Annotated in this window: 28 protein-coding genes and 1 tRNA gene; 19 read left to right on the plus strand and 10 right to left on the minus strand. The window is 43.0% G+C overall.

Translation table 11 applies throughout. The features are described from left to right. Positions 1-30 precede the first annotated feature (30 nt). Positions 31-300, minus strand: a complete 270-nt coding sequence (locus AC1RM2_RS05755; protein WP_492984049.1) for a hypothetical protein — start codon at positions 298-300, stop codon at positions 31-33. Positions 301-450: 150 nt separating this feature from the next. Between AC1RM2_RS05755 and AC1RM2_RS05760 the strand changes: the two genes are divergently transcribed. Together AC1RM2_RS05760 and AC1RM2_RS05765 are read left to right on the plus strand one after the other, a co-directional pair. Beyond that, a complete protein-coding gene (locus AC1RM2_RS05760; RefSeq protein ID WP_492984050.1) occupies positions 451-762 on the plus strand; it encodes a hypothetical protein in 312 nt (103 codons plus the stop codon). A 126-nt stretch (positions 763-888) separates the two neighbouring features. Further along, the gene (locus AC1RM2_RS05765; RefSeq protein WP_492984051.1) at positions 889-1,932 is read left to right on the plus strand and encodes a sterol desaturase family protein; all 1,044 of its coding nucleotides are present in this window, start codon (positions 889-891) and stop codon (positions 1,930-1,932) included. A 448-nt stretch (positions 1,933-2,380) separates the two neighbouring features. On the opposite strand, the gene AC1RM2_RS05770 is transcribed toward AC1RM2_RS05765, so the two are convergent. Next, positions 2,381-3,028, minus strand: coding sequence for an ankyrin repeat domain-containing protein (locus AC1RM2_RS05770; protein ID WP_492984052.1), 648 nt, complete (start codon positions 3,026-3,028; stop codon positions 2,381-2,383). 354 nt (positions 3,029-3,382) lie between these two features. Between AC1RM2_RS05770 and AC1RM2_RS05775 the strand changes: the two genes are divergently transcribed. Both AC1RM2_RS05775 and lolA1 read left to right on the plus strand, forming a co-directional pair. After that, a complete protein-coding gene (locus AC1RM2_RS05775; protein ID WP_492984053.1) occupies positions 3,383-5,953 on the plus strand; it encodes an FtsK/SpoIIIE family DNA translocase in 2,571 nt (856 codons plus the stop codon). Positions 5,954-6,022: 69 nt separating this feature from the next. Further along, positions 6,023-6,700 carry an outer membrane lipoprotein periplasmic chaperone LolA1 gene (gene lolA1 / locus AC1RM2_RS05780; RefSeq protein ID WP_492984054.1) on the plus strand — a complete coding sequence of 226 codons (678 nt, stop codon included), beginning with the start codon at positions 6,023-6,025 and terminating at the stop codon, positions 6,698-6,700. A 306-nt stretch (positions 6,701-7,006) separates the two neighbouring features. Here the strand turns inward: lolA1 and AC1RM2_RS05785 are convergent, their stop codons facing one another. From AC1RM2_RS05785 to AC1RM2_RS05795, 3 genes are all read right to left on the minus strand, one after another. Further along, positions 7,007-7,543, minus strand: coding sequence for an AAA family ATPase (locus AC1RM2_RS05785; protein WP_492984055.1), 537 nt, complete (start codon positions 7,541-7,543; stop codon positions 7,007-7,009). Between the two features lie 177 nt (positions 7,544-7,720). Further along, positions 7,721-7,987, minus strand: a complete 267-nt coding sequence (locus AC1RM2_RS05790) for a DUF1456 family protein (RefSeq protein WP_492984056.1) — start codon at positions 7,985-7,987, stop codon at positions 7,721-7,723. A gap of 15 nt (positions 7,988-8,002) precedes the next feature. After that, on the minus strand, positions 8,003-9,304 hold the full coding sequence (locus AC1RM2_RS05795) for a DEAD/DEAH box helicase (protein WP_492984057.1): 1,302 nt from the start codon (positions 9,302-9,304) through the stop codon (positions 8,003-8,005). Positions 9,305-9,468: 164 nt separating this feature from the next. Between AC1RM2_RS05795 and AC1RM2_RS05800 the strand changes: the two genes are divergently transcribed. The 9 genes from AC1RM2_RS05800 to AC1RM2_RS05840 all read left to right on the plus strand — a co-directional run bounded on the left by AC1RM2_RS05800 (position 9,469) and on the right by AC1RM2_RS05840 (position 14,607). Then, the gene (locus AC1RM2_RS05800) at positions 9,469-10,116 is read left to right on the plus strand and encodes a hypothetical protein (RefSeq protein ID WP_492984058.1); all 648 of its coding nucleotides are present in this window, start codon (positions 9,469-9,471) and stop codon (positions 10,114-10,116) included. 33 nt (positions 10,117-10,149) lie between these two features. Further along, positions 10,150-10,557: a hypothetical protein gene (locus AC1RM2_RS05805; RefSeq protein ID WP_492984059.1), complete on the plus strand. Its 408-nt coding sequence runs from the start codon at positions 10,150-10,152 to the stop codon at positions 10,555-10,557. 2 nt (positions 10,558-10,559) lie between these two features. Next, positions 10,560-10,916, plus strand: a complete 357-nt coding sequence (locus AC1RM2_RS05810) for a DUF1801 domain-containing protein (RefSeq protein WP_492984060.1) — start codon at positions 10,560-10,562, stop codon at positions 10,914-10,916. A gap of 1 nt (position 10,917) precedes the next feature. Further along, the gene (gene ybiA, locus AC1RM2_RS05815; protein WP_492984061.1) at positions 10,918-11,676 is read left to right on the plus strand and encodes a riboflavin biosynthesis intermediates N-glycosidase; all 759 of its coding nucleotides are present in this window, start codon (positions 10,918-10,920) and stop codon (positions 11,674-11,676) included. Between the two features lie 4 nt (positions 11,677-11,680). Then, positions 11,681-12,049, plus strand: a complete 369-nt coding sequence (locus tag AC1RM2_RS05820; protein WP_492984062.1) for a DUF1801 domain-containing protein — start codon at positions 11,681-11,683, stop codon at positions 12,047-12,049. 89 nt (positions 12,050-12,138) lie between these two features. Continuing rightward, a complete protein-coding gene (locus tag AC1RM2_RS05825) occupies positions 12,139-12,729 on the plus strand; it encodes a GDSL-type esterase/lipase family protein (RefSeq protein ID WP_492984063.1) in 591 nt (196 codons plus the stop codon). Positions 12,730-12,798: 69 nt separating this feature from the next. Continuing rightward, entirely contained in the window at positions 12,799-13,527 is a 729-nt protein-coding gene (locus tag AC1RM2_RS05830) for an esterase family protein (protein WP_492984064.1), read from the plus strand. Between the two features lie 85 nt (positions 13,528-13,612). After that, a tRNA-Arg gene (locus AC1RM2_RS05835) sits at positions 13,613-13,684 on the plus strand. A gap of 233 nt (positions 13,685-13,917) precedes the next feature. Beyond that, positions 13,918-14,607, plus strand: coding sequence for a VIT1/CCC1 transporter family protein (locus AC1RM2_RS05840; protein WP_492984065.1), 690 nt, complete (start codon positions 13,918-13,920; stop codon positions 14,605-14,607). 76 nt (positions 14,608-14,683) lie between these two features. Here the strand turns inward: AC1RM2_RS05840 and AC1RM2_RS05845 are convergent, their stop codons facing one another. Continuing rightward, complete coding sequence (locus AC1RM2_RS05845; protein WP_492984066.1) at positions 14,684-15,364, minus strand: cytochrome b/b6 domain-containing protein; 681 nt, start codon at positions 15,362-15,364, stop codon at positions 14,684-14,686. Positions 15,365-15,824: 460 nt separating this feature from the next. Here AC1RM2_RS05845 and AC1RM2_RS05850 point away from each other — a divergent pair, with 460 nt between their 5' ends. The 3 genes from AC1RM2_RS05850 (at position 15,825) to AC1RM2_RS05860 (ending at position 18,630) form a co-directional block, all read left to right on the plus strand. Beyond that, entirely contained in the window at positions 15,825-16,502 is a 678-nt protein-coding gene (locus tag AC1RM2_RS05850; protein WP_492984067.1) for a response regulator transcription factor, read from the plus strand. Next, positions 16,499-17,749 carry a sensor histidine kinase gene (locus AC1RM2_RS05855; protein ID WP_492984068.1) on the plus strand — a complete coding sequence of 417 codons (1,251 nt, stop codon included), beginning with the start codon at positions 16,499-16,501 and terminating at the stop codon, positions 17,747-17,749. Before AC1RM2_RS05850 ends, AC1RM2_RS05855 begins: the two co-directional genes overlap by 4 nt. 122 nt (positions 17,750-17,871) lie before the next feature. Then, on the plus strand, positions 17,872-18,630 hold the full coding sequence (locus AC1RM2_RS05860; protein ID WP_492984069.1) for a hypothetical protein: 759 nt from the start codon (positions 17,872-17,874) through the stop codon (positions 18,628-18,630). A 178-nt stretch (positions 18,631-18,808) separates the two neighbouring features. Here the strand turns inward: AC1RM2_RS05860 and ychF are convergent, their stop codons facing one another. Then, on the minus strand, positions 18,809-19,912 hold the full coding sequence (gene ychF, locus AC1RM2_RS05865; RefSeq protein WP_492984070.1) for a redox-regulated ATPase YchF: 1,104 nt from the start codon (positions 19,910-19,912) through the stop codon (positions 18,809-18,811). A gap of 242 nt (positions 19,913-20,154) precedes the next feature. On the opposite strand from ychF, the gene mgtE reads away from it, so the two are divergent. Both mgtE and AC1RM2_RS05875 read left to right on the plus strand, forming a co-directional pair. Then, positions 20,155-21,528 carry a magnesium transporter gene (mgtE, locus tag AC1RM2_RS05870; RefSeq protein ID WP_492984071.1) on the plus strand — a complete coding sequence of 458 codons (1,374 nt, stop codon included), beginning with the start codon at positions 20,155-20,157 and terminating at the stop codon, positions 21,526-21,528. 77 nt (positions 21,529-21,605) lie between these two features. Beyond that, on the plus strand, positions 21,606-22,103 hold the full coding sequence (locus tag AC1RM2_RS05875) for a DUF5362 family protein (protein WP_492984072.1): 498 nt from the start codon (positions 21,606-21,608) through the stop codon (positions 22,101-22,103). A gap of 75 nt (positions 22,104-22,178) precedes the next feature. Here the strand turns inward: AC1RM2_RS05875 and AC1RM2_RS05880 are convergent, their stop codons facing one another. Both AC1RM2_RS05880 and AC1RM2_RS05885 read right to left on the minus strand, forming a co-directional pair. Further along, on the minus strand, positions 22,179-22,511 hold the full coding sequence (locus AC1RM2_RS05880) for a DUF3276 family protein (protein WP_147057824.1): 333 nt from the start codon (positions 22,509-22,511) through the stop codon (positions 22,179-22,181). Between the two features lie 166 nt (positions 22,512-22,677). Next, complete coding sequence (locus AC1RM2_RS05885) at positions 22,678-24,465, minus strand: ABC transporter ATP-binding protein (RefSeq protein WP_492984073.1); 1,788 nt, start codon at positions 24,463-24,465, stop codon at positions 22,678-22,680. Positions 24,466-24,618: 153 nt separating this feature from the next. On the opposite strand from AC1RM2_RS05885, the gene AC1RM2_RS05890 reads away from it, so the two are divergent. After that, on the plus strand, positions 24,619-24,843 hold the full coding sequence (locus tag AC1RM2_RS05890) for a DUF6965 family protein (RefSeq protein ID WP_492984074.1): 225 nt from the start codon (positions 24,619-24,621) through the stop codon (positions 24,841-24,843). Positions 24,844-24,958: 115 nt separating this feature from the next. Here AC1RM2_RS05890 and AC1RM2_RS05895 read toward each other — a convergent pair whose 3' ends face one another. After that, on the minus strand, positions 24,959-25,453 hold the full coding sequence (locus AC1RM2_RS05895) for a nuclear transport factor 2 family protein (protein ID WP_492984075.1): 495 nt from the start codon (positions 25,451-25,453) through the stop codon (positions 24,959-24,961). Between the last annotated feature and the right edge of the window lie 747 nt (positions 25,454-26,200).

The following is a 26,200-nucleotide window of genomic DNA, read 5'->3' on the forward strand; positions in this document are numbered from 1 at the left end:
GGATACTCGCAATAGTGGTAGTTTAGTACATTAAGCTTTATTCAAATCAGCATCACCCGGGTTTAGCAGGTAATCAAACTGCTCGTAACCGTTGTGGATAATAAATTTCAACCTTTCTTTCGGCCCTGCAATATCTAATGACATTAAAGCCAGTGTTTCAGGCAGGTTATCCCGTATTAGTTTCAGGTCGGTTACGTGGGGCATTTCAATAAAAATATCATCTCCCTGTGCCTCAATCTTCCATCCGGGCAAGTTGGTATGATGCAATACCGTTAGCCATTTTTGTTGATAAACATTCATAACTGTGTTTTTACCCGCCTTTGGGTGCGGGTTTTTGATTTATATTACTGTGCAAATAACATCCACCTATCCATTCTGTTTTACATGGGCACATCAAATCAAATCAAAATGGCCGTTAAACAAACTTTTAAAGGCGGCGTTATATAGTTTATGAAAAAAGTGATAACACGTATCTGGCACGGCCGCACAAAAGCCACCGATGCCGACATATACCTTAAATATGTTGAAGATACCGGCATCGCCGAATACAAAAACATAAAAGGCAACCTATCTGCCGAAATATGGCGAAAAACAGAAGGTGATGTTTGCCATTTCTGGACGGTTACCAAATGGGATTCGTTTGAATCAATTAAGCTGTTTGCCGGCAAAGATTATGAGAAGGCCAGGTACTTTGAACAGGATGCCAATTACCTGCTGGAGTTTGAAGAATACGTACAGCACATGGAAGCTTTTGTTTATTAAACACCACCCAAACGGCAAATTGTTACACTACAGAACACTCAAATCTTTTCATTTTACAAATCTATTTTTATAATATTGTAATGTATATACATTAACCTGCCGGTTATACCAATTATAAAAATTCAGATGAGTGCTTTTTTCAATTACATACTTGATCTTTTTAAAGGCTTTTTTGGCTGGGGCAGCTGGGGCAGTTTAACCGACATTATTAAATCGGGCAATTACAGCAGGCTGCTTACCTACGAGGGTTTCCAGGCTATGCTATTCCCCATCATGCCTTTTTTACTACTACTTGAGATTATTCGCGGTGCTTTTTATAAACGCTTTCATGTTATTCATTATAAGCTATCGTTTTTTTCGTTCGTTTTAAACTCCTTTATCGGCAGGTATTTTTCAATTGCCATGGTGGTGCTTTGTATAGGCTTGTTTGAAAAGTATGCCATTTTTAAAACCACGTTTACCTGGTACTGGTTTATATATGGCTATATTGTTTGGGAGTTTGCCCACTTTTTGTACCACTATTTTGGCCATAAGGTAAGGTTGTTCTGGTGCCTGCACTCCACGCACCACGCACCCGAAAGCATGAATATTGCCATCAGCAATGCGCACTTCTTTTTAGAGGCTCCCTATGCCGATTTTATCCGTACTACGGTTTGTATCTTGTTAGGCGTTAGTCCGCTTATGCTGGGCGTTATCATGTTTATTGATGGTTTCTGGGGCACGTTTATCCACATTGGCGAAAATGCGATGAAAGATGCCCGCCTGGGTTTCCTGAACAACATTATCCTTACACCATCGCACCACCGGGTGCACCACGCCCGCAACGTAACCTATATGGATACCAACTTTTGCAACCTGCTCCCCATCTGGGACCGTGTTTTTGGCACCTACCAAAACGAAGACCGTAACATCCCGATAGAATACGGCATAAGCCGCCCAATGATTAAAAACAGTTTCCTCGATGCTTACTTTGGCGAAATAATAGCTCTGGCCAAAGATGTGTATAAAGCCCCCGGCATCAAGAATAAATTCCTCTACATCGTAATGCCCCCCGGCTGGAGCCACACCGGCGACCATAAAATGACAACCGTTGTAAAGAAAAAATATTTTGAGGAGCTGGAGAAGCAGAAGATTGGAGAGAAGCCTAAAACTGAAAGTGTATTAATGTAATAGGGCGTAACCCCAACCGGTAGAAGTTGGGGTCGGGCTTTTTGCTCATACTGCACAGGCCTTAACCACATTGGCCGGTATCCGCGCCAATCCCTTACGCATTTGTCTGAATCAGAATTTTCAGAATTTAAAAATGAACAGAATATACCGCGAAAGACTTACGAAGTTTTAAAAACTTCGTAAGTCTTAGGGACTTTCAGGCTTTAGAGCCTCACAACAATCATGTCATTGCGCGTATACATCAGGTAAAACCTGAAAAAAATCGTTATGACGTGCAACGGATATAGTTAAACAAATGTTCTAAACTACCGTCATTGCGAGGTACGAAGCAATCCCGAACTATGTGGGACTTAGCATGTAGGGGATTGCTTCGTACCTCGCAATGACGTATGTTTAATATTATCTCATCCAGCCCCTTCCATCTTGATTCTTGATTCTACCTTCTCCCCTATTCCAGAATCTCCGCTATCTCAACAAAGCCTTTTTCGCGGGCCAGATCCGCGGGGAGTTTGCCGCCTTCCATGCGGGTATTAATTTCGGCGCCGTTTTCCAGTAATAGTATCAGCAGTTCGGTGTTGCCGTTTTGAGCAGCCGAGTGCAGTGGGGTGGCCCCTGCCTGTTGTTTGATGTTGATAAGGGCCCCGTTTTCTATCAGCATCCGGGCTATCTGGGTATAGTTGCCCGCACAGGCCGAATGTAAGGGATACACATGGAACCCGTTGTTTGAAGGCCTGTTAACATCGGTCCCTTTTAGCACCAGGTAGCGGGCCACATCATAGTGGCCAAAGTAGCAGGCCAGCCCAAGGGCGGTAAAGCCATCGTCGGCATAATCGTCAAGCGAGTTGGGGCTGTCATAAACAAGGTTGGCTATCAAATCCAGTTTACCGGCAGCGGCGGCCTCAAACATGGTAAGCTCGCCGGCGTATTTTAACAACAACTCGGTTACGCCGGGCTTTTTGTAATAGCATGACAGCATCAGCGGCGAAACCCGCTGGCTGGTTAATGTTGTGGCCAGTTTAGGGTTTTGGGCAAGCAGCTGTGCCAGTCCGGTTAAATCGGCAGTAGCAATGTACTCTTCAACCTGTTCTATACTCATTATCTGCACATAAATAAAGGCAAAATCTACATGGTAAACATAAAGCGTACCATTGTTTCAATTATACTAAAAAAATAAAAATACGCCTAAATATTTGTTTAATCTGCTAACTTTATATTTCAACACTTAGTATTTTTTCGGGTGGTTGATGAGGGTAATGTTAAGTGATAAGTAATTAGTTGCAAGCCATTAAGTTTGATTGTCATTTTCGGCTTAGAACCTACAACTTTCGGCTAAACACATGCGATTAAACGCATTTGACTTGACAGTAGATAAAAATTTATATGTTGTTTTTGCAAAGTTTACATAGGTGAAATTTTATGTAAGTTTGCAGTTAAAGGATGTTACATCAGGATGCCGGTAAAAGCAAATCAGTTTAAATCAAATAGTTTTAAGGACGATAATCAGCCACGCCAACCAGGCGGCAGGGCCGAAAAAGAGAAGGAAGCAAAAAAACTGCTCCCTAAAATGCCCCGCTTTGATATGGAAAATGGGCGTGGTGTAAAAATAGCGGGCTTATTTTCGCTTTTATTGGCCATCTATTTCCTGATCGCGTTTACATCGTACCTGTTTACCTGGCAGGAAGACCAAAGTTATATTTCATCAACCAATGGCGGCTGGCATAACCTGGCCACCGGCAAAACCGTACAGGAAATTGCCGATACCGGTACGCCGCATATTGCCCAAAACTGGCTGGGTAAATTTGGCGCACTGCTAAGCAACCAATTTATTTATGAGTGGTTTGGCGTAGCATCGTTCCTGTTTGTGTTTATATTTTTTGTTTTGGGGTATCGCCTGCTGTTTAAGGTAAGGCTTTTTTCGCTCGCTAAAACAATTGCTTACTCCATTTTCAGTATCGTATTCATCTCAACAGCCATAGGCTATTTTCACGCGTTTATTATAGATTACCCTCATTTTTTAGAGGGTGGCTTTGGTTATTGGAGCAACCGGTTGCTTGATGCCCAGATAGGCCCGGCAGGTACCGGCGGCCTGCTTGTATTTGCAGCGCTTACCGTGTTGGTTATAGCATATAACATCGACTTTAAAATACCATCCCGTAAAGAAAAAAAGGTAACACCCATAGCTGTCGACGAAGTATCACCAGAGCCTGTTGAGCTGATTGACGACGAAATTGACCTGCCTGTTGAATGGCCCCGCGGCAACCGCGTAAAGGATGTACCGGTAACCCCGGTTAATGTTGTGAGGCCCGAACCTCTTGTACAGCCGCCAATGGTACAAACTCCTATTTATCATGAGCCCATTGTTTTAACACCTACCGGAAGCGGCAAGACGGGGACAGATGACGAGGGCCTCCCTCTTACTATCGATGTTAACCGCCCTTTGCCTGAATTGAGTGTTGAAAAGGCCGACGATTTAAAAGCGCAGGAACTGGTAAACCAGTTTGGTATCTACGACCATCGCCTTGACCTGGCTAATTACAAATTCCCGCACCTGGATTTGCTGGAAAACCATGGTTCAAACAAAATTTCGGTTAATGCCGAAGAGCTGGAAGCCAACAAAAACAAAATTGTTGAAACGCTGAACCATTATAATATCGAGATTGATAAAATAAAAGCCACCATTGGCCCAACGGTTACCCTATACGAAATTATACCGGCACCGGGTGTCCGCATCTCCAAAATCAAAAACCTCGAAGATGATATCGCCCTGAGCTTGGCCGCATTGGGCATCCGTATTATCGCGCCAATGCCTGGTAAGGGCACCATCGGTATCGAAGTACCAAATCAGCACCCCGAAATGGTGTCGATGCGCTCGATACTGATGACCGAGAAGTTTCAGAACACCACAATGGACTTGCCCATTGCTTTGGGTAAAACCATATCAAACGAAGTTTTTATAGCCGATTTGGCCAAAATGCCTCACCTGCTGGTTGCTGGTGCTACCGGGCAGGGTAAATCGGTTGGTATCAATGCGATACTGGTTTCTTTACTATTTAAAAAACATCCCGCCGAGTTGAAATTTGTACTGGTTGACCCTAAAAAGGTAGAGCTTACACTTTTCCGTAAGATAGAAAGGCACTTTTTGGCCAAGCTGCCCGATGAAGCCGACGCTATTATTACCGATACCAAAAAGGTGGTGAACACCCTTAATTCGCTTTGTATCGAGATGGACCAGCGTTATGATTTGTTGAAGGATGCGCAGGTACGTAACCTGAAAGAGTACAATGCCAAATACGTTAACCGCAAAATAAGCGATCCCGAAAAACACCGTTACCTGCCATTCATCGTACTGGTAATTGATGAGTTTGCCGATTTGATGATGACCGCCGGTAAAGAGGTAGAAGTACCCATAGCCCGTATTGCCCAGCTGGCCCGCGCCGTGGGTATACACCTGGTTATTGCAACGCAAAGGCCATCGGTAAACATTATTACGGGTACTATTAAGGCCAACTTTCCATCCAGGCTGGCATTCAGGGTACTGTCTAAAATAGATTCGCGTACCATTTTGGATGCGGGCGGCGCCGATCAGCTGATTGGCCGCGGGGATATGTTGTTTTCAACGGGCAGCGACCTTATCCGCCTGCAGTGCGCGTTTGTGGATACACCCGAAGTTGAGGCGATATCTGATTTTATTGGTAACCAAAAGGGCTACCCAACTGCCATGTTACTGCCGGAATACCTTGGCGAAGGCGAAACCAGCAGCCCTAAAGAGTATGACCCGGACGACCGCGACCCAATGTTTGAGGAAGCTGCCCGTTTGATTGTATTGCATCAGCAAGGTTCAACATCGCTCATTCAGCGTAAAATGAAACTGGGTTACAACCGCGCCGGCCGGATCATCGACCAGTTGGAAGCGGCCGGCATAGTTGGCGCTTTTGAAGGCAGCAAAGCCCGTGATGTACTTTACCCCGACGAATATAGCCTGGAGCGCTACCTGGAAACTCTGCAAAAAGCCAAAGATTAAACCAAATACAATAAATATGCTCTAAACCAATAACTATTAACATGAATAGTTGTTGATGATAAAACAAACATGAAAAAAACAATCTTATACACCCTTTTAGCTTTAAGCACTTACACAAGCGCTTTTGCCCAGAAAGATACCCAGGCCAAAGCCATTTTAAACCAGGTAAGCGCCAAATACAAATCATACGATCTAATTAAAGCCGATTTTTCTTTCACACTTGATAACCAACAGGCCGGCGTAAAAGAAACCCAGACAGGTACGCTGATATCCAAAGCCAAAGCAGGCAAATACAAGGTTACCTTATACAGTGCGGCTACAGCAAAGGATGTGGATAAAGAGATCATCAGCGATGGCAAAAGCCAGTGGACTTACCTTAAAAAAGATAAAGAAGTACAAGTAAGCGATGCTGGTAAAGGAGGTGATGGTTTAAGCAATCCTTCGCAGATTTTTACCATCTATGAAAAGGGCTACAAATACATGTACACCGGCGAACAAAAAATTGCCGGCAAAGCATACCAGGCTATCGACCTGACACCTGAAAACGAAAAAGCGAGCATTTTTAAAGTACGCCTATTGGTTGATAAAGCCAAAAAACAGATCTACAGCGCTCTTTTATTCGATAAAAACGGCAACAAATACAACTATGTTGTGAAGAGCTTTACCCCCAACGCTCCCGTTGCCGACAGCACCTTTGGCTGGGACGCAAAAGCACACCCCGGCGTTGAAGTGGTGGACTTGAGGTAAATCTTTTTAGATGTGAGATATTAGATTTGAGATATGAGACTTATAAAGAGCGGTGATTAGGATCATCGCTCTTTTTGTTTATCGATATGTTCGAAGGAGAAATGGGGTTTTAAAAATTCCCTCCTCGGGGAGGGGTGTGATGGTCACGAGCGCAAAGGCAGGGAGGGGTTTGTACGCGCGATGAGTTGTAAAGCGACTTGAACGCCTGATTTGCCCCCACCTCCCCTTCCCAAGGAAGGAATCGCACATTCCCCGCCTTTTTTGAGTCTCCCCGGCACATGATCAAATTCGTAGCGCAACAGAAAGTTATTTCAACTCCTCCAGTTTCCGCAATACAGCCCTTACCCGCTCATCAACAGTAGTATCTCCTTCAATAAGCAACAAGGGCTTTTTAAGGTTTTTCATCCAGTTTTGGTGTACTTGCAGGGTGCGGCCATCGGTGGTATTATCGTCGTAGCCGTTGGCCCAATCTAAAAATTTATGGTAGAGTGCGGCACGCTCGGGGTCGGTATATATCTTATCGCCATAACGTTCAAACTCACGTTTTTTGAGTCTTTCCATTCTTACTGCGTTTGGGATATATAAGAATACCGAGAGGTCGAAATCCCAATTATTGTTCCAGCTGACTACCGAACCGCTTAGTATCCAGTTTTTGTGAGGGGCCGTATCAAGGTTAAGCATGGTATTACGTTCTTCCGGCTTTCGCCTAATGGTGAACGGGGTTTCCGTTGGTATCCAAAAGTATTCATCGCCATCAAAAGCTGGGTAACCAAGCGCCTTACCCAGGGCTTTCCCCAAAGTGGTTGAACCGGAGCCCGATGCTCCAAAAATATTGATCTGCATTACAATACACCCTTTATCCGATCGGCTGTGTCCTCACAGCCGTTTTTTTGCGAGGATATAGTTGGCTGTGGGGACACAGCCAACGGGATAGTGTCCTCACCGCCGATTTTATTACTAGGATATAGTTGGCTCCCCCCTCCGGCTGTGTCCCCACAGTCGGCCTTACCGCCAAAAAGCTTATTTATTTTCCTCTTTCTTCGCTTCAGTCTTAGGCGCGCGCTTATCAGGCATAGGGCCACGCTTGTAGATGATAAGGCCATTCAGGAAATTGCGCAGGATCTGGTCGCCGCAGGGTTTAAAGTTGGGGTGATCATCGGCCCGGAAAATGGCGCCCAGTTCGGTTTTGGTAATCCGGAAGTTGGCCAATTCTAATACTTTTACAATATCATCGTCGGTAAACTTCATAGCTACCCGCAGCTTTTTCATGATATCATTATTGCTCATGCTATTGGTATTAAATTATATGGAAATATCTATTTTAACCTTCTTGTTTTTAATCTTTTCGCCCTTAATCTGCTGCACAACCTTTTCTATCTTGTTGCGCTTCACGGCCGCGTATGAGGTGTAATCCAGTACCTCTATCAGGCCTACATCCTCTTTATCCAATCCGCCTTTTTTTAGCAGCAAACCAACAATATCTATTTTATTTACCTTGTCTTTTTTACCGGCAGCTACATAAAGCGTTGCCCAGGGCGATGGCTTGGGTACCACAGGATGCTCGGGCAATTCTTCCACCTCCGGCATCTCTTTCAAATAGGATGGCTTTTCGTCCGGCGCTAATATCAGGTATGATGTGCCTTTGGCATGCATACGGGCCGTGCGGCCGTTGCGGTGCCGGTAAGCTTCTTCGTTATGAGGCAACTGGTAATGTACCACGTGCTCTATCTCGGGAATATCCAGCCCGCGCGACGCCAGATCCGTGGTGATAAGCAAACGGTGGCTGCCGTTCCTGAATTTTAGCAAGGCCCGTTCCCGATCGTCCTGCTCCATACCACCGTGAAAAATATCGTGTGGCAGGCCCCTGTCGTATAGCAGATCGCTGATGCGTTCAACAGCCTCGCGATGGTTACAGAAAACAAGTGTGGCCTGGTCGCCTATTTTGCAAATCAATGCAAACAAGGCATCCAGTTTATCGGCGGCTTCGGCTATTACAGCTTTTTGTTTAATGTCGGGTTTGTTGGTGGCATTGGCCAGGTAATCCAATTCTATTGGCCTCACCATGCCGGTAAATGAAGGGATCTCGTCCATTTTGGTGGCCGATGTCAGCATCCGCTTTTTGATGTTGGGCATCTGCTTAATGATAAAAGCCATATCCTCCTGGAAACCAAATTCCAGCGCTTTATCAAACTCATCCAATATCAGGGTATGGATCGTATCGCTACTAAAACTGTGGCGGCGCAGGTGGTGAGCTATGCGGCCCGGCGTACCTATAAGCAAGGCCGGCGGCTGCGAAAAATTATTGCGCTCAATTTTAACCGGGTGGCCGCCATAGCAGCAGTTAACTTTAAAGCCGCTGCCGATAGTCCGGAAAACCTGTTCAATTTGCAAAGCCAGTTCACGCGATGGAACCATAATCAACGCCTGCACTGTGGGGATATTGGCATCCAGCAAACCCAATAAAGGCAATAAAAACCCAAGCGTTTTACCAGAACCTGTTGGCGATAGCAGGATCACATCGCTTTTTTTGGCCGCGTTGATGGCAGCCTCCTGCATCTGGTTCAGGGCGTTTATTTTTAGGTTTTCGAGCGCTTGCTTTATCATTGTGTGGCAAAGATAAGGTAAAAGCCCCGTCCCCCGGTCGCGAAAGGCAAAAGCGGGATAAATAGTTCAATAATCAACCTGGCAGTTGTTATTTCGCGGCCGTATTATTTAAAAATCTGAAATAATCAATACCTTTATAACAACGGCCAACACTGCCTTATCATATGAATACTTACCAATTTAAACAAACTGGCGGCGGTAATTACGCTTCCTTACGGGCAACCTGGCCATTTGCAAAATTAACAGTTAACGAAAACCAGCTGAGCTTAAATATTTCATTATATACGCTGTATTTCAGGCCGGCCGACGTAGTATCAATCGAACCATCTGATAGCGGCGGCATCCGCATAAACCATACTGTAAGTAAATATAAAACACCTGTTATATTTAAATCATTTGGTGACGCGCGTGAGTTGATGGAACAGGTAGCACGAACCGGCTTCCTGAATAACAAATCGGCATTGCCGCCAGATGTTGAAGCCCATATACTTAATTTACAAGCCCAGGGCGGCTTCGCCATAAAGCTGCCGGCTATTATTTTAATCATAATTGGTTGGAATGTTATTTTACTGCCTAATTTTTATCGCGTCATTGTATTAAAGCAGGACCAATACTTTCATACCGGGCCACGACTTTCATCAGTGTATATGATCCTGATTTGTTTGGGGCTAATTTTTATCGCACCTTTCAGGGAGCTGATTTTAAAAGAAGGTCGCACGTTGGATGATGTCAAATTATTTGTCTGCTTTATATTAGCACTATGCATTGCCACGCTTATCATTTCATCAATTATGCCCACCATGGCTGCTTAAGTATTTCGTTTAGTCTAAAAAAAATAAGTAAACGTGAATTGGAAACTCATTCTGCAACTAACACTATTCGGCCTGGTAATGGGCCCTGCTACGGTTTACATTATTCCCTCAAACATTGAAGCGCTTTTTTGGCTACCTATATTTATACTTTGTGCTTATTTAATTGCTAAACATTGTGTAGCGCTCTATTTTTTAAATGGCTTTATGGTAGGCGTCATCAACGCTGTTTGGATAACAGCAGCGCATCTCATATTATTCGATACTTACCTGCTGCATCATGGTTCAGAAGCAGTTCTGTACCATTATGAAGCGCTACCCATGCCGCCTAAAGCGGCGATGATTATATTGGGAATATTTTCCGGATTGGTCTCGGGGTTAATACTCGGGCTATTTGCCCTTGTAGCTTCAAAATTTGTTAAACGCAAACCAACAGTCATATAGCCATGCCTACAAACCTGGAAAGTTTTTACATACAACAGGACGAACCTTTAAGGAGTTATTTTATCAGTTTGCGGGATATCATCCTGCAACACGATAACGACATTACCAACGCCTGGAAATTTAATATGCCTTTCTTTTTATACAAGGGAAAAATGTTTTGCTATATCTGGACACATAAAAAACTACAACAGCCCTTTATTGGTTTCAGTGAAGGCAAACGGATGGAACACCCCGCCCTTACTTTCGAAAACCGGTCGCGGATAAAAATAATGATATTAGATGCGGGGAAACAGCTGCCTGCAGATATAATTAAAGAGCTTTTGGATATGGCGATTGAATTAGTAAAACGAGATTTGTAAGATGCAACAAAAATACAGCCTGCAATGGCTCACCAATAAATTTGAAAACGGCGACGATATTAAATACCTGTTCTTTTGGGGACACCGGAGCAAACGGGCCGAAATTGATAAGTCGTGTTTTAGCCAATGGTTTGAATTACCTTTTACTGTTGATGGCATTACCTACAAAACCGCCGAACACTGGATGATGGCCAACAAAGCCATGTTGTTTGGCAATCCCAAAATCAGCGAAAAAATAATTGCCGCCAACAGCCCCGGCGAGGTAAAGGAGTTGGGGCGGCAGGTTTTGGGGTTCGACGAAATTATATGGGCACAAAAACGGTTTGGGATAGTTGTTACCGGCAATATCCATAAGTTTAACCAGCACCCCAAATTAGCCGAGTATTTGATAAACACCGGCGACCGGGTATTGGTAGAAGCCAGCCCGGTTGATACCATTTGGGGTATTGGCCTGGCGCAGGATGACGAAGATGTAAATAATATTTATTGCTGGCGCGGACCAAACCTCTTAGGCTTCGCGCTGATGGAAGTAAGGGATTTTTTAAAGGAATTTGGCCATTTTGAAGCATTTGCCCCTTTAGTGCCGCCGCCATGGAAAGTGTTTCCGGGAGTTGAATCGATGGGCATGTTTTGGGGTATGGGGAAAGGCGAAGACGCTGCAATGAAATATGGTTTTTATTACAATTCTTTATCCGATAGGGACAAAGAAATTTTAAGGCTAACCAGCCCATCCCCCTACGATTGGAATTATTATGATTGATGACATGCTAACGCAGCTGGATAATTTTTATCTGCAAAAAGATGAACCCGTAAAAAGCTGCCTGTTGGCCCTGCGCCAAATCATCCTGAAACAAGACGCCGATATAACCGCGGCCTGGAAATATGGGATGCCATTTTTTTGCTATAAAGGCAAAATGTTTTGCTACCTATGGGTACATAAAAAATTACTGCAGCCTTATATCGGCATTGTTGAAGGCAAACATTTTGATCATCCGGCGCTGATCATCGAAAAACGGGCACGCATGAAAATTATGCTTTTTGATGCTGAGGAGGATTTGCCGGTTGAAACGATAGAAGAAGTTTTGAAACAAGCGATTGACTTGTATAAAATGGGAGCGATAAAAATCCGTTGAATTAACGATAGAAATAAATGTTTGTACTATATTGCCCGCCAATGGTTTTAAATACTGTTTATTTATTGTGCAAACGCTAAAATAGTTTAATGTACTGGTACGAAGAAGATATAAAACAACTTGAAAAAGTTAGTTTGAACAAGGAATATGAGCCCGAAACTATTTTTTACGGGAGTTCGTCAATAAGAATGTGGACAGGGCTTAAAGAGGATTTTAAGGAATTAAAACCCGTTAACCTGGGTTTCGGTGGGTCGACGCTGGCTGCATGCGTTTGGTTTTTTGAGCGGGTAATGGAAAGCTACAGCCCCAAACGGCTGGTGATATATGCCGGAGATAACGATTTGGGTGATGGCCGCCATCCCGAAGAAGTTTTCATATTTTTTCAGCAACTGGTTGCCAAAGTACAGCAGCGCTATGGCGATTTGCCCTGCTATTATGTTTCATTAAAACCAAGCCTTAGCCGGTGGAATATTATTGATAAATTTAAGTACGCCAATAACCTTATCGAGACCGAAATTGTTAAAAACACAAACAACTGGCGATTTATTAACATCTACAAAGAGATGATTGATGCCAAAGGCTACCCTAAAAAAGAATATTTTGTAGGCGACGGGCTGCATTTGAGCCCCCTTGGTTACCAGTTATGGAAACAGGTTATTACAGCTAATATTAACAGGTAAGCATTACCATTTATTTAATTTTGATTAACATTTGTTTTGGAAATTTCGCAGCAAAAGGCCGGGCCACAAATGAACAGAGGATACCACAAATGGTTTAGCGCCAATTTACACCGCAATATGGAGCTATTGGTATTTGGGCATGCAGGCCGGGCAGTGCTGTTTTTCCCTACCCGGATGGCGCGGTTTTACGACTACGAAAACTGGGGTATTGTTGAAGCACTGCAAACCAAAATTGAAAATGGCGAAATCCAGCTTTTTTGTGTAGATAGTATTGACATTGAAAGTTTTTACAACCATTGGGTGCATCCCGCCACACGTATAGCGCGCCATTTGCAATACGAGCAGTATATTCTTACCGAAGTTATACCATTTATACAAAGCCAAAATGGGGGCGATTACCTGGAAGTAGCAGGTTGTAGCATGGGATCATTCCATGCCATCAATATTGCCATGAAACACCCCGCTATTTTCAAAAAAGTAGTTTGCATGAGCGGACGATACGATCTCACGCTGCAAATAGACGATTTTAAAGATTTATTTGATGGCTATCGCGATGAGGATATTTATTTTAATATGCCCCAGCAATTTATGGCCAACCTGCATGATGGGGCCATTTTAGACGCCATTCGTAAAGTCGAGATCATTATGGCAGTGGGCGAAACAGACCCATTTGTACACAGTAATCGTGATTTTAGCGCCTTGCTTAGCGGCAAAGACATCCCACATCAGTTATACATTTGGGATAATTACGCGCACCGGCCAAGGTATTGGAAACAGATGGTAAATTTGTATCTGTAATGGCGATATTAACCTTGCTGAACTAATATATCTTCTTTCGAATTTCGACCGTTTTAAAATATCATTTTTATATATTTGCGCCATTGCTTCCGTAGTTCAATGGATAGAATTATGGTTTCCGGTACCATCGATATGAGTTCGAATCTCGTCGGGAGCACTAATTATCATTTGATATTTAAACAAAGGACTGTTCCAAAAGAGTAGTCCTTTTTTATTTCTATAATAATAGGAAAATGACAAGCTAACACGGTTTAGTTTGCCACCACCGCCAAAACATCAACAGAATTAGTCAAACTCTTTAGGTTCTAAATCAAGAATAATTCTAACTTACCATTCAGCCTTACTACTATTAATTAACAATAGTATATTCGTTATTAAAAACCAGCGCAAATGCACCATGAACACCATGTAACCAGCTCGGAAACTATCCGGGACATTGTTATCGGCATGTCCGACGGCTTAACCGTTCCATTTGCCCTGGCGGCCGGTTTAAGCGGGGCCATCAGTTCATCTACCCTTGTGGTAACCGCTGGTATTGCCGAGATTGTTGCAGGGTCAATTGCCATGGGCCTGGGTGGTTACCTTGCCGGGCGCACGGAAGTAGATCATTATCAATCGGAATTAAAACGGGAGTATGAGGAAGTGGAAAAACTACCCGAACAGGAAAAAGCCGAAGTAATGGAAGTGTTTGCCGGGTTCGGCCTGTCTGAACCATTGCAACGGCAAATTGCCGATGAACTGGCTAAAGATAAAAAGCAATGGGTAGATTTTATGATGCGTTATGAACTTGGGCTTGAAGAACCAAATGCAAACCGCGCCGCCAAAAGCGCCATTACCATTGGCTTATCCTACATTGTTGGCGGCATTATTCCCCTATCTCCCTATATCATTATCGACCACGCCCAGGAGGCTTTATATTACTCTTGCGGTGTCACGCTGATATGCCTGTTCATATTTGGTTATTTTAAAAGCAAAATGACAGGTCAGCCTGCACTTGGCGGTGCTTTCAAAGTAGTGGTAATTGGCGCGCTTGCCGCCGGGGCAGCTTTCCTGATGGCAAAGTTAATTACCGGGAAATAACCGTACTCTCGTTAAGTCTGAAGTCCTAAGTCTAAAGTCTGAATTGTCATTTGGGCTTAGAACTTAAGGCTTTCGACTAATGACTATCTTTACCGCCGTTGATCATATCCGATACAATGCCTTTACCATCATCTTTTCGCTCGGCCAGGAAAACTCCGGCAATATGAACAACAATAAATGCAATAATAAGGTACATGCAAAAACCATGAACCTCTTTAACACTGTGCCTGATAGATTTGAATGGCGCCAACAGATCTTCAAAAGCCAGGAATAAACCGGTTACCGCCATAATAATAAGCAGCAAATAAAACACAGCGTAAATACTTTTTACAGCAAGTTCATGCCTGGCAAGTTCTCTTTCTTTTTTTGTAGTTTGAAATTGCCGGTATACTCCTTTTATTTTACCGATGAATTTTTGATCGGCTAACTGAAAAAACTCCAGCACGAGTCTGAATAATAGTAAAGCAGCCAACGCATATCCAAAATAGGTATGTACACTCCATACGCTATCGCCAAGCGCGTGGGCAACAGAGCCGGCCTGGTCGTCGGTTACTACGGCACCCGCGTGCTTCAGCTCATCTTTAACCAGTGCTGTTACCGACCTTCTATCGGTAATTGTTGCATTGATTAATACGGTAAGCAGCGAACCACTGATGACAATGGCATTAACCCAATGCCAAAAGCGAAGAGGTCCCGAATATTTTTTAATATGTCCCGGATGAGTAACATCCTCGCGAATAGGTTCGATAATTGCCATGTTGATTTTATTTAGCTGCCTGTTTTGCCCAAAAGATAAACAATTCCATTTATCATGCCAATTTGCACTTGCTCACCTTCCGGATTATTTCAACGAAGCATTTATCCTTTTAGGCGACAATGATATACCGGTGGTTTGAGGCATATTTTTTGTAAATTACCACAAGAATATGAAGCAAATCTGTAGTTGTGTTAAGTCAATAGTAATAAGTCACAAGTCCAAAATCGGATTTTATCTCTTTTGACTTAGAACTTAAGACTTTGGGCTGGTTAAGTCAACAGTACTAAGTCGTAAGTCTAAAGTTGTTTTTTTTCGCTTTTGACTTAGAACTTAAGACTTTGGGCTAAATACTATCCGTCAACTTATCGTTGACTTAATACTGGTACATCATGATACCCAAAAGAAGGCGTACTTCAGTTTATCTTCAAATTCGCATTTTATCTTTGATCAAAAAACCACATTGAAAATCCTGGTAATAGAAGACGAGCAAAGCTTACGTGAAAACATCACAAGCTACCTGAATGTTGACGGCAATGTATGCGAAAGTTGTGGTGGATTGACTGTAGCGCTGCAAAAATTGGCCGACTATGACTACGATTGCGTGCTACTGGACATAGGTTTGCCCGACGGCCAGGGATTTGACGTGCTCGAATTTTTACGGACCCACCATAAGAACGAGGCCGTGCTGATCATCTCGGCCCGCAACTCGCTGGATGATAAACTAAAGGGGCTAAACCTTGGCGCCGACGATTACCTGACCAAGCCATTTCACCTTGCCGAGTTAAAGGCGCGTTTAATGGCCGTGTACCGCCGCAAAGCATTAAACACCAACAATAAACTAATATTCAACGAAATATCAATTGATATACCGGGCAGAACTGTTGAAGTAAATGATACGCCCATTATACTTACACGTAAGGAATATGAGATGCTTCTTTATTTTATTGCCAATAAGGGTAAGGTAATATCTAAAAATGCCATTGCCGAGCACCTTTGGGGAGATGAGATGGATATGCACGATAACTTCGATTTCATTTATACACATATCAAGAACCTGCGCAGGAAACTGTTGGATGCAGGCGGCAAGGACTATCTGACCTCAATATACGGCCTTGGCTACAAATTTGTGAGCTCATGAAACTATCTGAGCATTACACGCGGACAAGCGTATACATTACCCTAACCGTTTTACTGTTTGGGGCGGTTATCTATTATTTTGCAATTAACTATATAGCGCAACAACAGCTTGACCGCGGCCTTCAGCAACAGCTAACCGAGGCCGAAGAATATGCCAGGAGTAATGATCAAAACCCGCAGCTATACGACCTGGACAGGGACCATGCTGTATTTGTAAAAACAAACCTGCAGCAATTGCAAAAGCGTTTTTTTGATACAATTTATTTTAACCCTAAAGAACAACGTGCTGAAGCCGGCCGGGCGGTAGAAGACCTGGTTAAAGTAAAAAACAACAATTACAAAGTAGTTATCACCATTTCCCGGGCCGGGCAAAAATATCTAATCGAGGTTATTACCATTATTACCCTCACCCTGTTGGCCGGCTTGTTGTTTGTGCTGTTTATTACCAATAAATACCTGCTTAACGGGCTCTGGAAACCGTTCCAGTTAACATTGACGGAAATAAAGCAATTCAATATTGCCGACGTTGACCAATTTACCGGAAAACCAAGCGAGGTAGACGAATTTACCGAGCTAAACGAGGCGATCAGGGAAATGTCATTAAGGGTAACTCATGATTACCTGAAACTGAAACAGTTTACAGAAAATGCATCGCATGAAATGATGACGCCGCTGGCAGTAGTAACAACCAAACTGGATACATTGATACAGGACGAAACTTTGGGTGCAGATCAATTGGCGCAGATAACAGATATTTACAGTTCAATTAATAAATCCAGCCGGCTTAACCACTCTTTATTGTTACTTGCCAAGTTAGAAAACAAACTCATAACCGAGGAAGAACCCATTGAGCTTGACATTATGCTGGCCGAAAAGATGCAGCAATTTCAGGAATTGATGCAAGGTAAAAACCTATCGTTTCAGCATCAACTTCAACCTAAACAAATATTGGCCAGTAAATACCTGGTTGATATTTTGTTAAACAACCTGTTCAGCAATTCCATCAGGCACAACATTACCGGGGGCGTAGTTATTATCCAATTAACAGCGCATTCGTTATCCATAAAAAACAGCGGGGGCGCCAATCCGCTAAACACCGACTTGATTTTTGAGCGCTTTCAAAAAGGCAAAGAATCGCAGGGCACCGGCCTGGGATTAACGCTGGTAAAAAACATTTGCCAGCATTACGGTTACACCATCCATTATCATCACGAAACAGGTTTACACGCTTTTATAATTACGTTTTAGAAGGTGTTTTGTCACCTTAGTGATACAATTAACATTTAGCAGTTAACTACAATTTTGCTTCAGATTGTAGCCATAGTTTTATTGTGTATGCAGCTTGCATACATTATAAAAGTACCAACTCAATGAAATATTTATTCTTGCTGGCTTTTGCCTTTATCACCCTGCAACTTAAAGCGCAGGATAATTACGAGATCCAGGTATATGGTTCAGAAACCGTAGAAAAAGGCAATACCATGGTAGAGCTCCACAGTAATTATACCATTAGCGGAAGTAACACAGCTGCCAATGGCGAATTACCTACCAACCATGTTGTACATGAAACTATCGAGATAACCCATGGTTGGACTCCCTGGTTTGAAACAGGCTTTTATTTTTTCAATTCCATAGGCGATGGCGGGCGGACTGCATATGTAGGCTCGCACATCCGGCCAAGAGTAGCAGCCCTGCAAAGCTGGAACTGGCCTGTGGGCGGCAGTATCTCTACCGAATTTGGTTTTCAAAAAAGTGCATTCTCTGCCAATACAAGCACATTGGAAATAAGGCCTATTGTGGATAAAAAATGGAACAAACTATATATTTCTATCAATCCAACATTAGAAAAAAGCTTCGCCGGCCCCGATGTTAACCGTGGGTTTACCTTTTCTCCCAATGTAAAAGGCAGCTATGATGTAACCAAAGTTGTGGCGCTTGGATTAGAATATTACGGAAGTACCGGGCCATTTTTTCATTATGATCCATTTAAACAGCAGGACCACCAATTATTTGTGGCGACAGACTTAAATTTCGACCCGAAATGGGAATTTAACGGAGGGATAGGCTATGGATTTACTTCAAATGCGGATAAAGCAATTGTTAAAATCATTATTGGCAGGAGGTTTTGATAGCGTTGCGATGAGGTTATTCAACCATCTCAGATGCGTAAATTCAGCACCAAAAAAGGGAATGCTTTTCGAGGCATTCCCTTTTTTTATTGCAGGGCCGGGCGGAACCGCGTATTGATTACTTTCGATAACGCCTTTAATTTCCTGCTTTATGTTCTTTAATATCGACGGGGTTTGGTTAAACATTGAATCTGAAGTGCATAATATCGCCATCCTGCACAATGTAAGTTTTACCCTCAACGCCCAGTTTACCGTTCTCTTTTATCGTCGCTTCAACACCGTTAAATTTCACAAAATCATCGTATTTAATAACCTCGGCACGGATAAAGCCTTTTTCAAAATCAGTATGGATAACGCCTGCTGCCTGCGGCGCTGTAAAACCCTGGGTAATTGTCCAGGCGCGTACCTCCTGTACACCGGCTGTAAAATAGGTGGCAAGGTTTAACAAACGGTAAGCAGCTTTTATCAGTTTGTTAACTCCTGATTCCGTCAAGCCCAAATCGTTCAAAAACATCTGGCGCTCTTCGTACGATTCCAGCTCTGCTATCTCTGCTTCAATTTGTGCCGATATAATCAGCACCTCGGCTTTCTCCTCGGCTACGGCGGCTTTCACCTGTTCAACGTAAGCATTTCCTGTACTTACAGATCCTTCGTCAACATTACAAACGTACATTACCGGTTTGGCGGTAAGCAGCCAGATGTCGGCAATATATTCTTTGTCTTCTTCGGCTACCGGGGCAGTACGGGCTGATTTACCCTGAAGCAAATGGTTTTTATAAACGGTTAAAACATCAAAGGTTTTTTTAGCCTCTTTATCGCCACCGGTTTTGGCCATTTTTTCAACTTTCTGAATCTTTTTCTCAATTGAGTCTAAATCCTTTAGTTGTAATTCCGTATCAATGATCTCTTTATCGCGGATCGGGTCAACCGAGCCATCAACATGGATCACGTTATCGTTATCAAAGCAACGCAATACGTGGATGATGGCGTTTGTAGCACGAATGTTGGCCAAAAACTGGTTACCCAACCCCTCGCCTTTGCTGGCGCCTTTTACAAGGCCGGCAATATCTACAATCTCGATGACATTTGGCACTATGTTTTTGGGCTGAACTATTTCAGTAAGCTTTGTTAAACGCTCATCCGGCACCGTAATTACGCCCACGTTTGGCTCGATGGTGCAAAACGGAAAGTTAGCCGCCTGTGCCTTGGCATTTGATAAGCAATTAAAAAGTGTTGATTTACCCACATTTGGCAAACCTACTATCCCACATTGTAAACCCATTGTTTTAAACTCTAAATTCTAATTTCTAAAATTGTTCATGGTTGATGGTTCATAGATCATGGCCAAATAAACAGTCTGAAACAGCATCAAAGACTATCAACCATGAACTATCAACCATGAACCAAAAGGCTGCAAAGATAACAGAATTTTTTGCCGGATTATTTGAAAAAATAAACGACTTTTGCCGTCGATAAAAAACAGGATCACATTAATAATACGATGTAAAAAACGAGGGCATTTATATGGAAGAGATGGTTGAGCAAATAGAATTGTTACTGGAGCAGGACAACAATACCCAATTACAGGAATATTTGAATAACCTCAATATATCGGATGTTGAAGAACTTATTGATGAACTTCCTGAACACGGCCCTTTATTTATCGAGATACTTTCGCTTAACCGCGCAGTTAATGTATTCCGTATCCTGGATTTCCCTACGCAGGAGCGCATCATTAAAAAACTATCAGGCCCAAGGGTTGCCGAATTGGTTAACGAACTGCCCCCGGATGACCGTACTGCCCTTTTTGCCGAATTGCATGGCGACGCTGTTAAAAAACTGATCCTTCATTTATCGCCCGAAAATCGTAAAGAGGCATTGTCGCTTTTAGGTTACGAAGAAGATAGCGTTGGTCGTTTGATGACCCCTGATTACATTGCCGTTAAAAAAAACTGGGATGTTACAAGGGTACTCTCGCACATCCGCCGCTATGGTAAAAACTCCGAAACCATTGATGTAATTTATGTAATTGACGAAAATGGCATCCTGCTTGACGATATCCGTATCCGCGAAATACTATTGGTAAAACCCGAAACAAAGGTATCTGACCTGATGGATGGCCGCCTGATAGCCCTAAGCGCCAGCGACCCGCAGGAGGAAGCTATCAACGTTTTCAGGATGAATAACCGCACTGCCCTCCCGGTGGTTGATAGAGAAAATATTTTATTAGGGATTGTTACTGTTGATGATATCCTTTGGATAGCCAACGAAGAATATACCGAAGACATTCAAAAAATTGGTGGTACCGAAGCCCTGGACGAGCCTTACCTTGATATTAACCTGTTTAAACTGGTAAAAAAACGCGTAGGGTGGCTCATTATTTTATTTTTAGGCGAAATGTTAACCGCTACCGCTATGGGATTTTTTGAAAAGTCGATAGAAAAAGCGGTAGTGCTGGCATTGTTTATCCCGCTTATTATATCAAGTGGCGGCAATGGCGGCTCGCAGGCATCTACCTTAATTATACAGGCGATGGCCCTTGGAGAGGTAACCGTAACCGACTGGTGGCGTGTAATGCGCCGCGAGTTACTCTCGGGCCTGATGCTGGGAGCCACTTTAGGTATCATCGGTTTCTTCCGTATTTTTGCTTTTGCTATGGTTTGGCCGCACCTTTACGGCCCGTATTGGATGCTGGTTGGGTTAACAGTAGGCTGCGCTTTGGTAGGTGTGGTTTTATGGGGATCATTAGCAGGATCAATGCTGCCACTGATCCTGAAAAAATTAGGTGCCGACCCGGCTACATCTTCCGCCCCGTTTGTAGCCACCCTTGTTGATGTTACCGGCCTTATCATTTATTTTTCAATAGCGTTATTGTTTATGAAGGGTACTTTGCTGTAGTTTCAGTAAATTCCAAATTATTGTTTGCTTAATTATTTATATATCTTTAGTACCATATAAACACTTAAACACTAATAATGGAAACTGACGAATCCTACATCACCCCTCCCGGTTCAACCGAAATCACTTTAACCGCCGAAGCGCAAAGTTATTTACTGTCGGCAGGCAAGTGGGCTACCTTTTTAGGTATCCTGGGCTTTATTTTTTGCGGCTTATTTGCTTTGTTAGCCTTATCGATAGGTACTATTTTTTCAAAAATGGCCGAAACGATGCCCTACAATCCCGGCCTGAAAATGATGGCAGGTTTTGGCGGCGGCGTCTCTATTTTTTACCTGTTAATTGATTTGCTTTATTTTTTCTTCGCGCTTTATCTTTACCAGTTTGCAGTAAAAATAAAGGCAGGTGTAAACTTTAAGGATACAGCCCATATAACTGCCGGCCTGGGTAAGCTAAAATCTTTTTTTAAGCTATGGGGAATTGTAACCATAGTTTTCATTTGCATTTACATATTAGCAATAGTATGTTTTGTAGTATTTGCAGCAACTATGGCAAAAGATATGCCTGCAGGAATGTAACGGTTGTCTACTAAAATAAAAACCCTGCCTTATGGGCAGGGTTTAACTATATCATTGTAGCCTGGTATCGCATTGTTAAATCTCAAACGAAAAATCCTCATCTGCCGATGCTTTGGCAACTTCTGGGTTTTCGCCGTATTCATAACGTTTTTCAACCACATCCTGGTTAGCCCTGATGTAATCAACTGTGTCTTTTAAACCTTCGGCAAATTTTTCAAAATCCTCTTTGTATAAAAAAATTTTGTGCTTAATAAACACACCATCCTCCAAGCGCTTTTTGCTCTCTGTTATCGTAACATAGTAGTCGTTTGAGCGGGTTGCTTTTACATCAAAAAAATAAGTTCTCTTCCCGGCTCTCACCTTTTTAGAAAATACCTCTTCACGTTCTCTATTGTCAAAATCTCCCATAAATATCCCTGAAATTAGTTTTGGTTGGCATAAATATAAATAAAAATTCAAAGTGCAAGTATTTTATTCATTTTTATTGCAACTTTTAAAACAAAACAGTGCTTTTTTTGTGCGCAAGTTAAATTTATTATCACTGTGAAACCTGGATATTCGTCAGCCGGAGGAGTTAGGCATTCTGCTCTTCTTCTAACAACTGCTTTTCATACAGTTCAAAATAGGTTCCTTTAAGCTGCATCAGGTATTCATGGTTGCCATGTTCAACAATTTCTCCATTGTCCATCACCAGTATCTTATCAGCATTTTTTATGGTTGATATGCGGTGCGCTATAATGATGCTGGTTTTACCCTGCATAACACGGCCAAGGTTATTTAATATTTCCTCTTCGGTGCGGGTATCAACAGCCGAAAGACAATCGTCAAATATCAATATCTGCGGGTGCTTAAAAATGGCCCTGGCAATAGATACACGCTGTTTTTGCCCGCCCGATAGGGTTACGCCACGCTCGCCTATTAAAGTGGTAAAGCCGTGCTCAAGCTCCATAATGTTATTGTAAACAGCGGCATCCCGGGCGGCTTGTTCTACCACCGGCAAATCAAGCACATCGGCACTAAAGGCTATATTGTTGGCAATAGTATCGCTAAACAGGAAAACCTCCTGCGGCACAAAGCCAATTTGCGACCGATAGCCCTCCAGGTTAAGCTGTTGCAGGGGTATGTTGTCTGCCAAAACTTCGCCGCCGGTAGTATCATACATGCGCATAACCAGGTTGGCAATGGTTGATTTGCCCGAGCCTGTGCGGCCAATAATGGCAATCATTTGCCCCGGATTAATCTTAAATGACACATTTTTTAAAGCCCGGATGCCGGTATCAGGATAAGTGAACGATACGTTGTCAAATTCAAGCGCGCCTTTAATAACATGTACCGGCGCCTTTGATGAAATGATCTCGGGCTGCTGATGCAAAAATTCATTGATCCGTTTTTGCGACGCAGCCGCCCGTTGCACCAGCGAAGTTACCCAACCCAGGGCAATCACCGGAAAATTGAGCATATTCAGATATACAATAAACTCCGCAATATTGCCCGATGTAATATTGCCCTTCATTACCTCTACCCCACCCACATACATTGTAATTACGTTACTTAAACCAACCAACAAAAGCATAATGGGATAAAACATAGCCTGCACTTTGGCCAGGGCCATCGAGTGCATTTTATAATTTTCACTTTCGGCGGCAAACTTTTCCCTTACAAAAGCCTCCCTAACATAGGATTTGATTACCCTGATGCCAGAAAAATTTTCCTGCACAAAACTCGACAATCCCGACAACCGTTCCTGGATCTGTTCGCTCCGGTAGTTAATTATATTATTCACATAGTAAATGATACCGGCCAGCACCGGCAGCGGCAATACCGACCATACTGCCAGCCGCACATTTACCGTAAGCATAGCATAAATTACCATTACAAACAGCACCACGGTATTGATGGTATACATAATGCCCGGCCCAAGGTACATGCGCACCCGGCTTACATCTTCGGTAACGCGGTTCATCAGGTCGCCGGTGTTGTGGCGGCGGTAGAAAGCCAACGACAGGCGCTGGTAGTGACTATAAATTTCGTTCTTTAAATCATACTCGATATGCCTGGACATCAGGATGATGGTTTGGCGCATAAAAAAAAGGAACAAGCCCCTTAACAAGGCCAGCACCAGTACCAGCACCCCAAACAGCATCAGGCTGCTGCCAAAAATATCATATATCATCCCCTGGCGGTTAAAGCCAGCAAAAAGGTGGTAAGCACCAATATTTTCGGTAACCAGGTCAAATGCTACGCGGATAACCTGGGCCGGCAGTACACCAAAAATGTTAGATATAATTACAAACAACACGCCCGGGATTAGCCGCCAGCGGTATTTGTAAAAAAACTTATTGAGGTATGCGAGGTCTTTCATTTATGCTGACCAAAAGTATTAAAATTTGAGTGGATTGTTGGCGACCGAAAAGTAACATTGATGTAAGAAAGTAACAGGTAAAAGGCGAAAGGTAAAAAGTGAAAGGTGAAAAAGGCATAACCGATTACCGGATTGCTTTTTTACCTTTGCGGCATGACAGAGCAGGAGTTCACAGCTTATTTTGAAACCGCAGATTTACCCCAAAGTTTAAGAATTGACCGGGCAACCACCCAACACGACGTGAAAGAAGCCGTGGCCCGCAACCTGGAAACCATGCGAACCGAAGTTAAACATAGCGGCGCCAGGCATCGCCTCATGCGCATCATCAACGCACTTGAACATCCTTACGATGGGCCGGGAATTCCACGCCCCTGGTAGTGTACACTAATTGAAGCAGCGGCAAAAAAATTTCGAAAAACATCCAACAACTTCAACAAAAAATATTCTGTTTACCGTTATTCGGATATTTGTTTCAAATGTTTACGGTTTTTTATCAATGCCCAACGCTCACCACGCGGCTCACCTTCCATTGCCCGTCTTTTAACAGCCAAATGTGTACAAATTTCATAACGCCAACTACCGGCTTACCGTTTTCGGTATGCGTAAAACGATGGGTGCCCATTTCAATAGCGCCGAAACCCGGCATAGGGTACACCTCCAGGCTTTCGGGCAGCAGGTCGCGGCGCAGGTCGTTGGCTTGTTTGTTTTCAAAAATGCCTTTAAAGCCCGCCATGGTGGCATCATAACCGGTAACGCCTTTGCCATCATTATAAAACTCCACATCGGCAGTAAATAAACCCTTCATCACATCCAGCTGGCGGTTATTAAAGGCGTTAAACATTACACTATCCATGTGCGCTATGGTTTTAAACAGCGCGGCATCCTTTGGCTTAAAAACCGCGGTTTGGGCCTTAGCTGCAAAACCACCTGCAAGGGCAATAAACATTACCGAAAAACATATGCGGAAAAATAAACGGGGCGTTGTCATGGTTAAAGTATTATATATACCGGATAGACGCATGTGGGCGGCTGTAGTTACGGTTAAGCAAAAATATTTGCGAAGGCAACCGGATGATTGAGGTATGAGGGTATGGAAAGTTTAAATCTTTCGCTGCCGCGAAGCTTCAGCCTTGTAGCCACTGATAGGTAAACGCCACGCTAAGGAATGAATATGCCAATCCAGGATGTTCAATTCATCAGGTAGTTTTTGTATTTTTAACTTATGCTTATACTAAAGCACTTTGTATTTAAAAAACATAGCAACATTTTAGACTATTTGTACGGTATTATATTATTAATCATCATTTTGATTTTCAGAGTTTGTATGTAAGCACCACGATGGTTGGCCCGCTGCGTTTTGCAAGTGCAGGATATATATATTTTTTCGTTCCTAATAACAGCATTTATGATCAGGAAAATTTACTTTCCAATTTTGTTTGTAATTGAGCTTGCTGCGATATATTTTCTATCAGCACCACTGATTGAGAAGCCCGATCATTCACTAAATATAATGGGAAGCAGATTGCAATTAATAAGCTTTTTACTTATTAGCGCTGCTTTTAATTTTGTGGGTGAGAAATACAGGAAACCAACAACACTCGGCCTGATGTTTTTATATATTGTATTTTTAATTGTGGTAAGGAGGTTAAATGTGCTGTAGGGTTTGTGGCAACAGCGGGATTTTAAATAAAACGTGCGCAGCTATATTTTTCGTGTTAATCTTCACTGCTATCGG

It is taken from the genome of Mucilaginibacter sp. GW822-FHT03E02 (genome assembly GCF_058801545.1).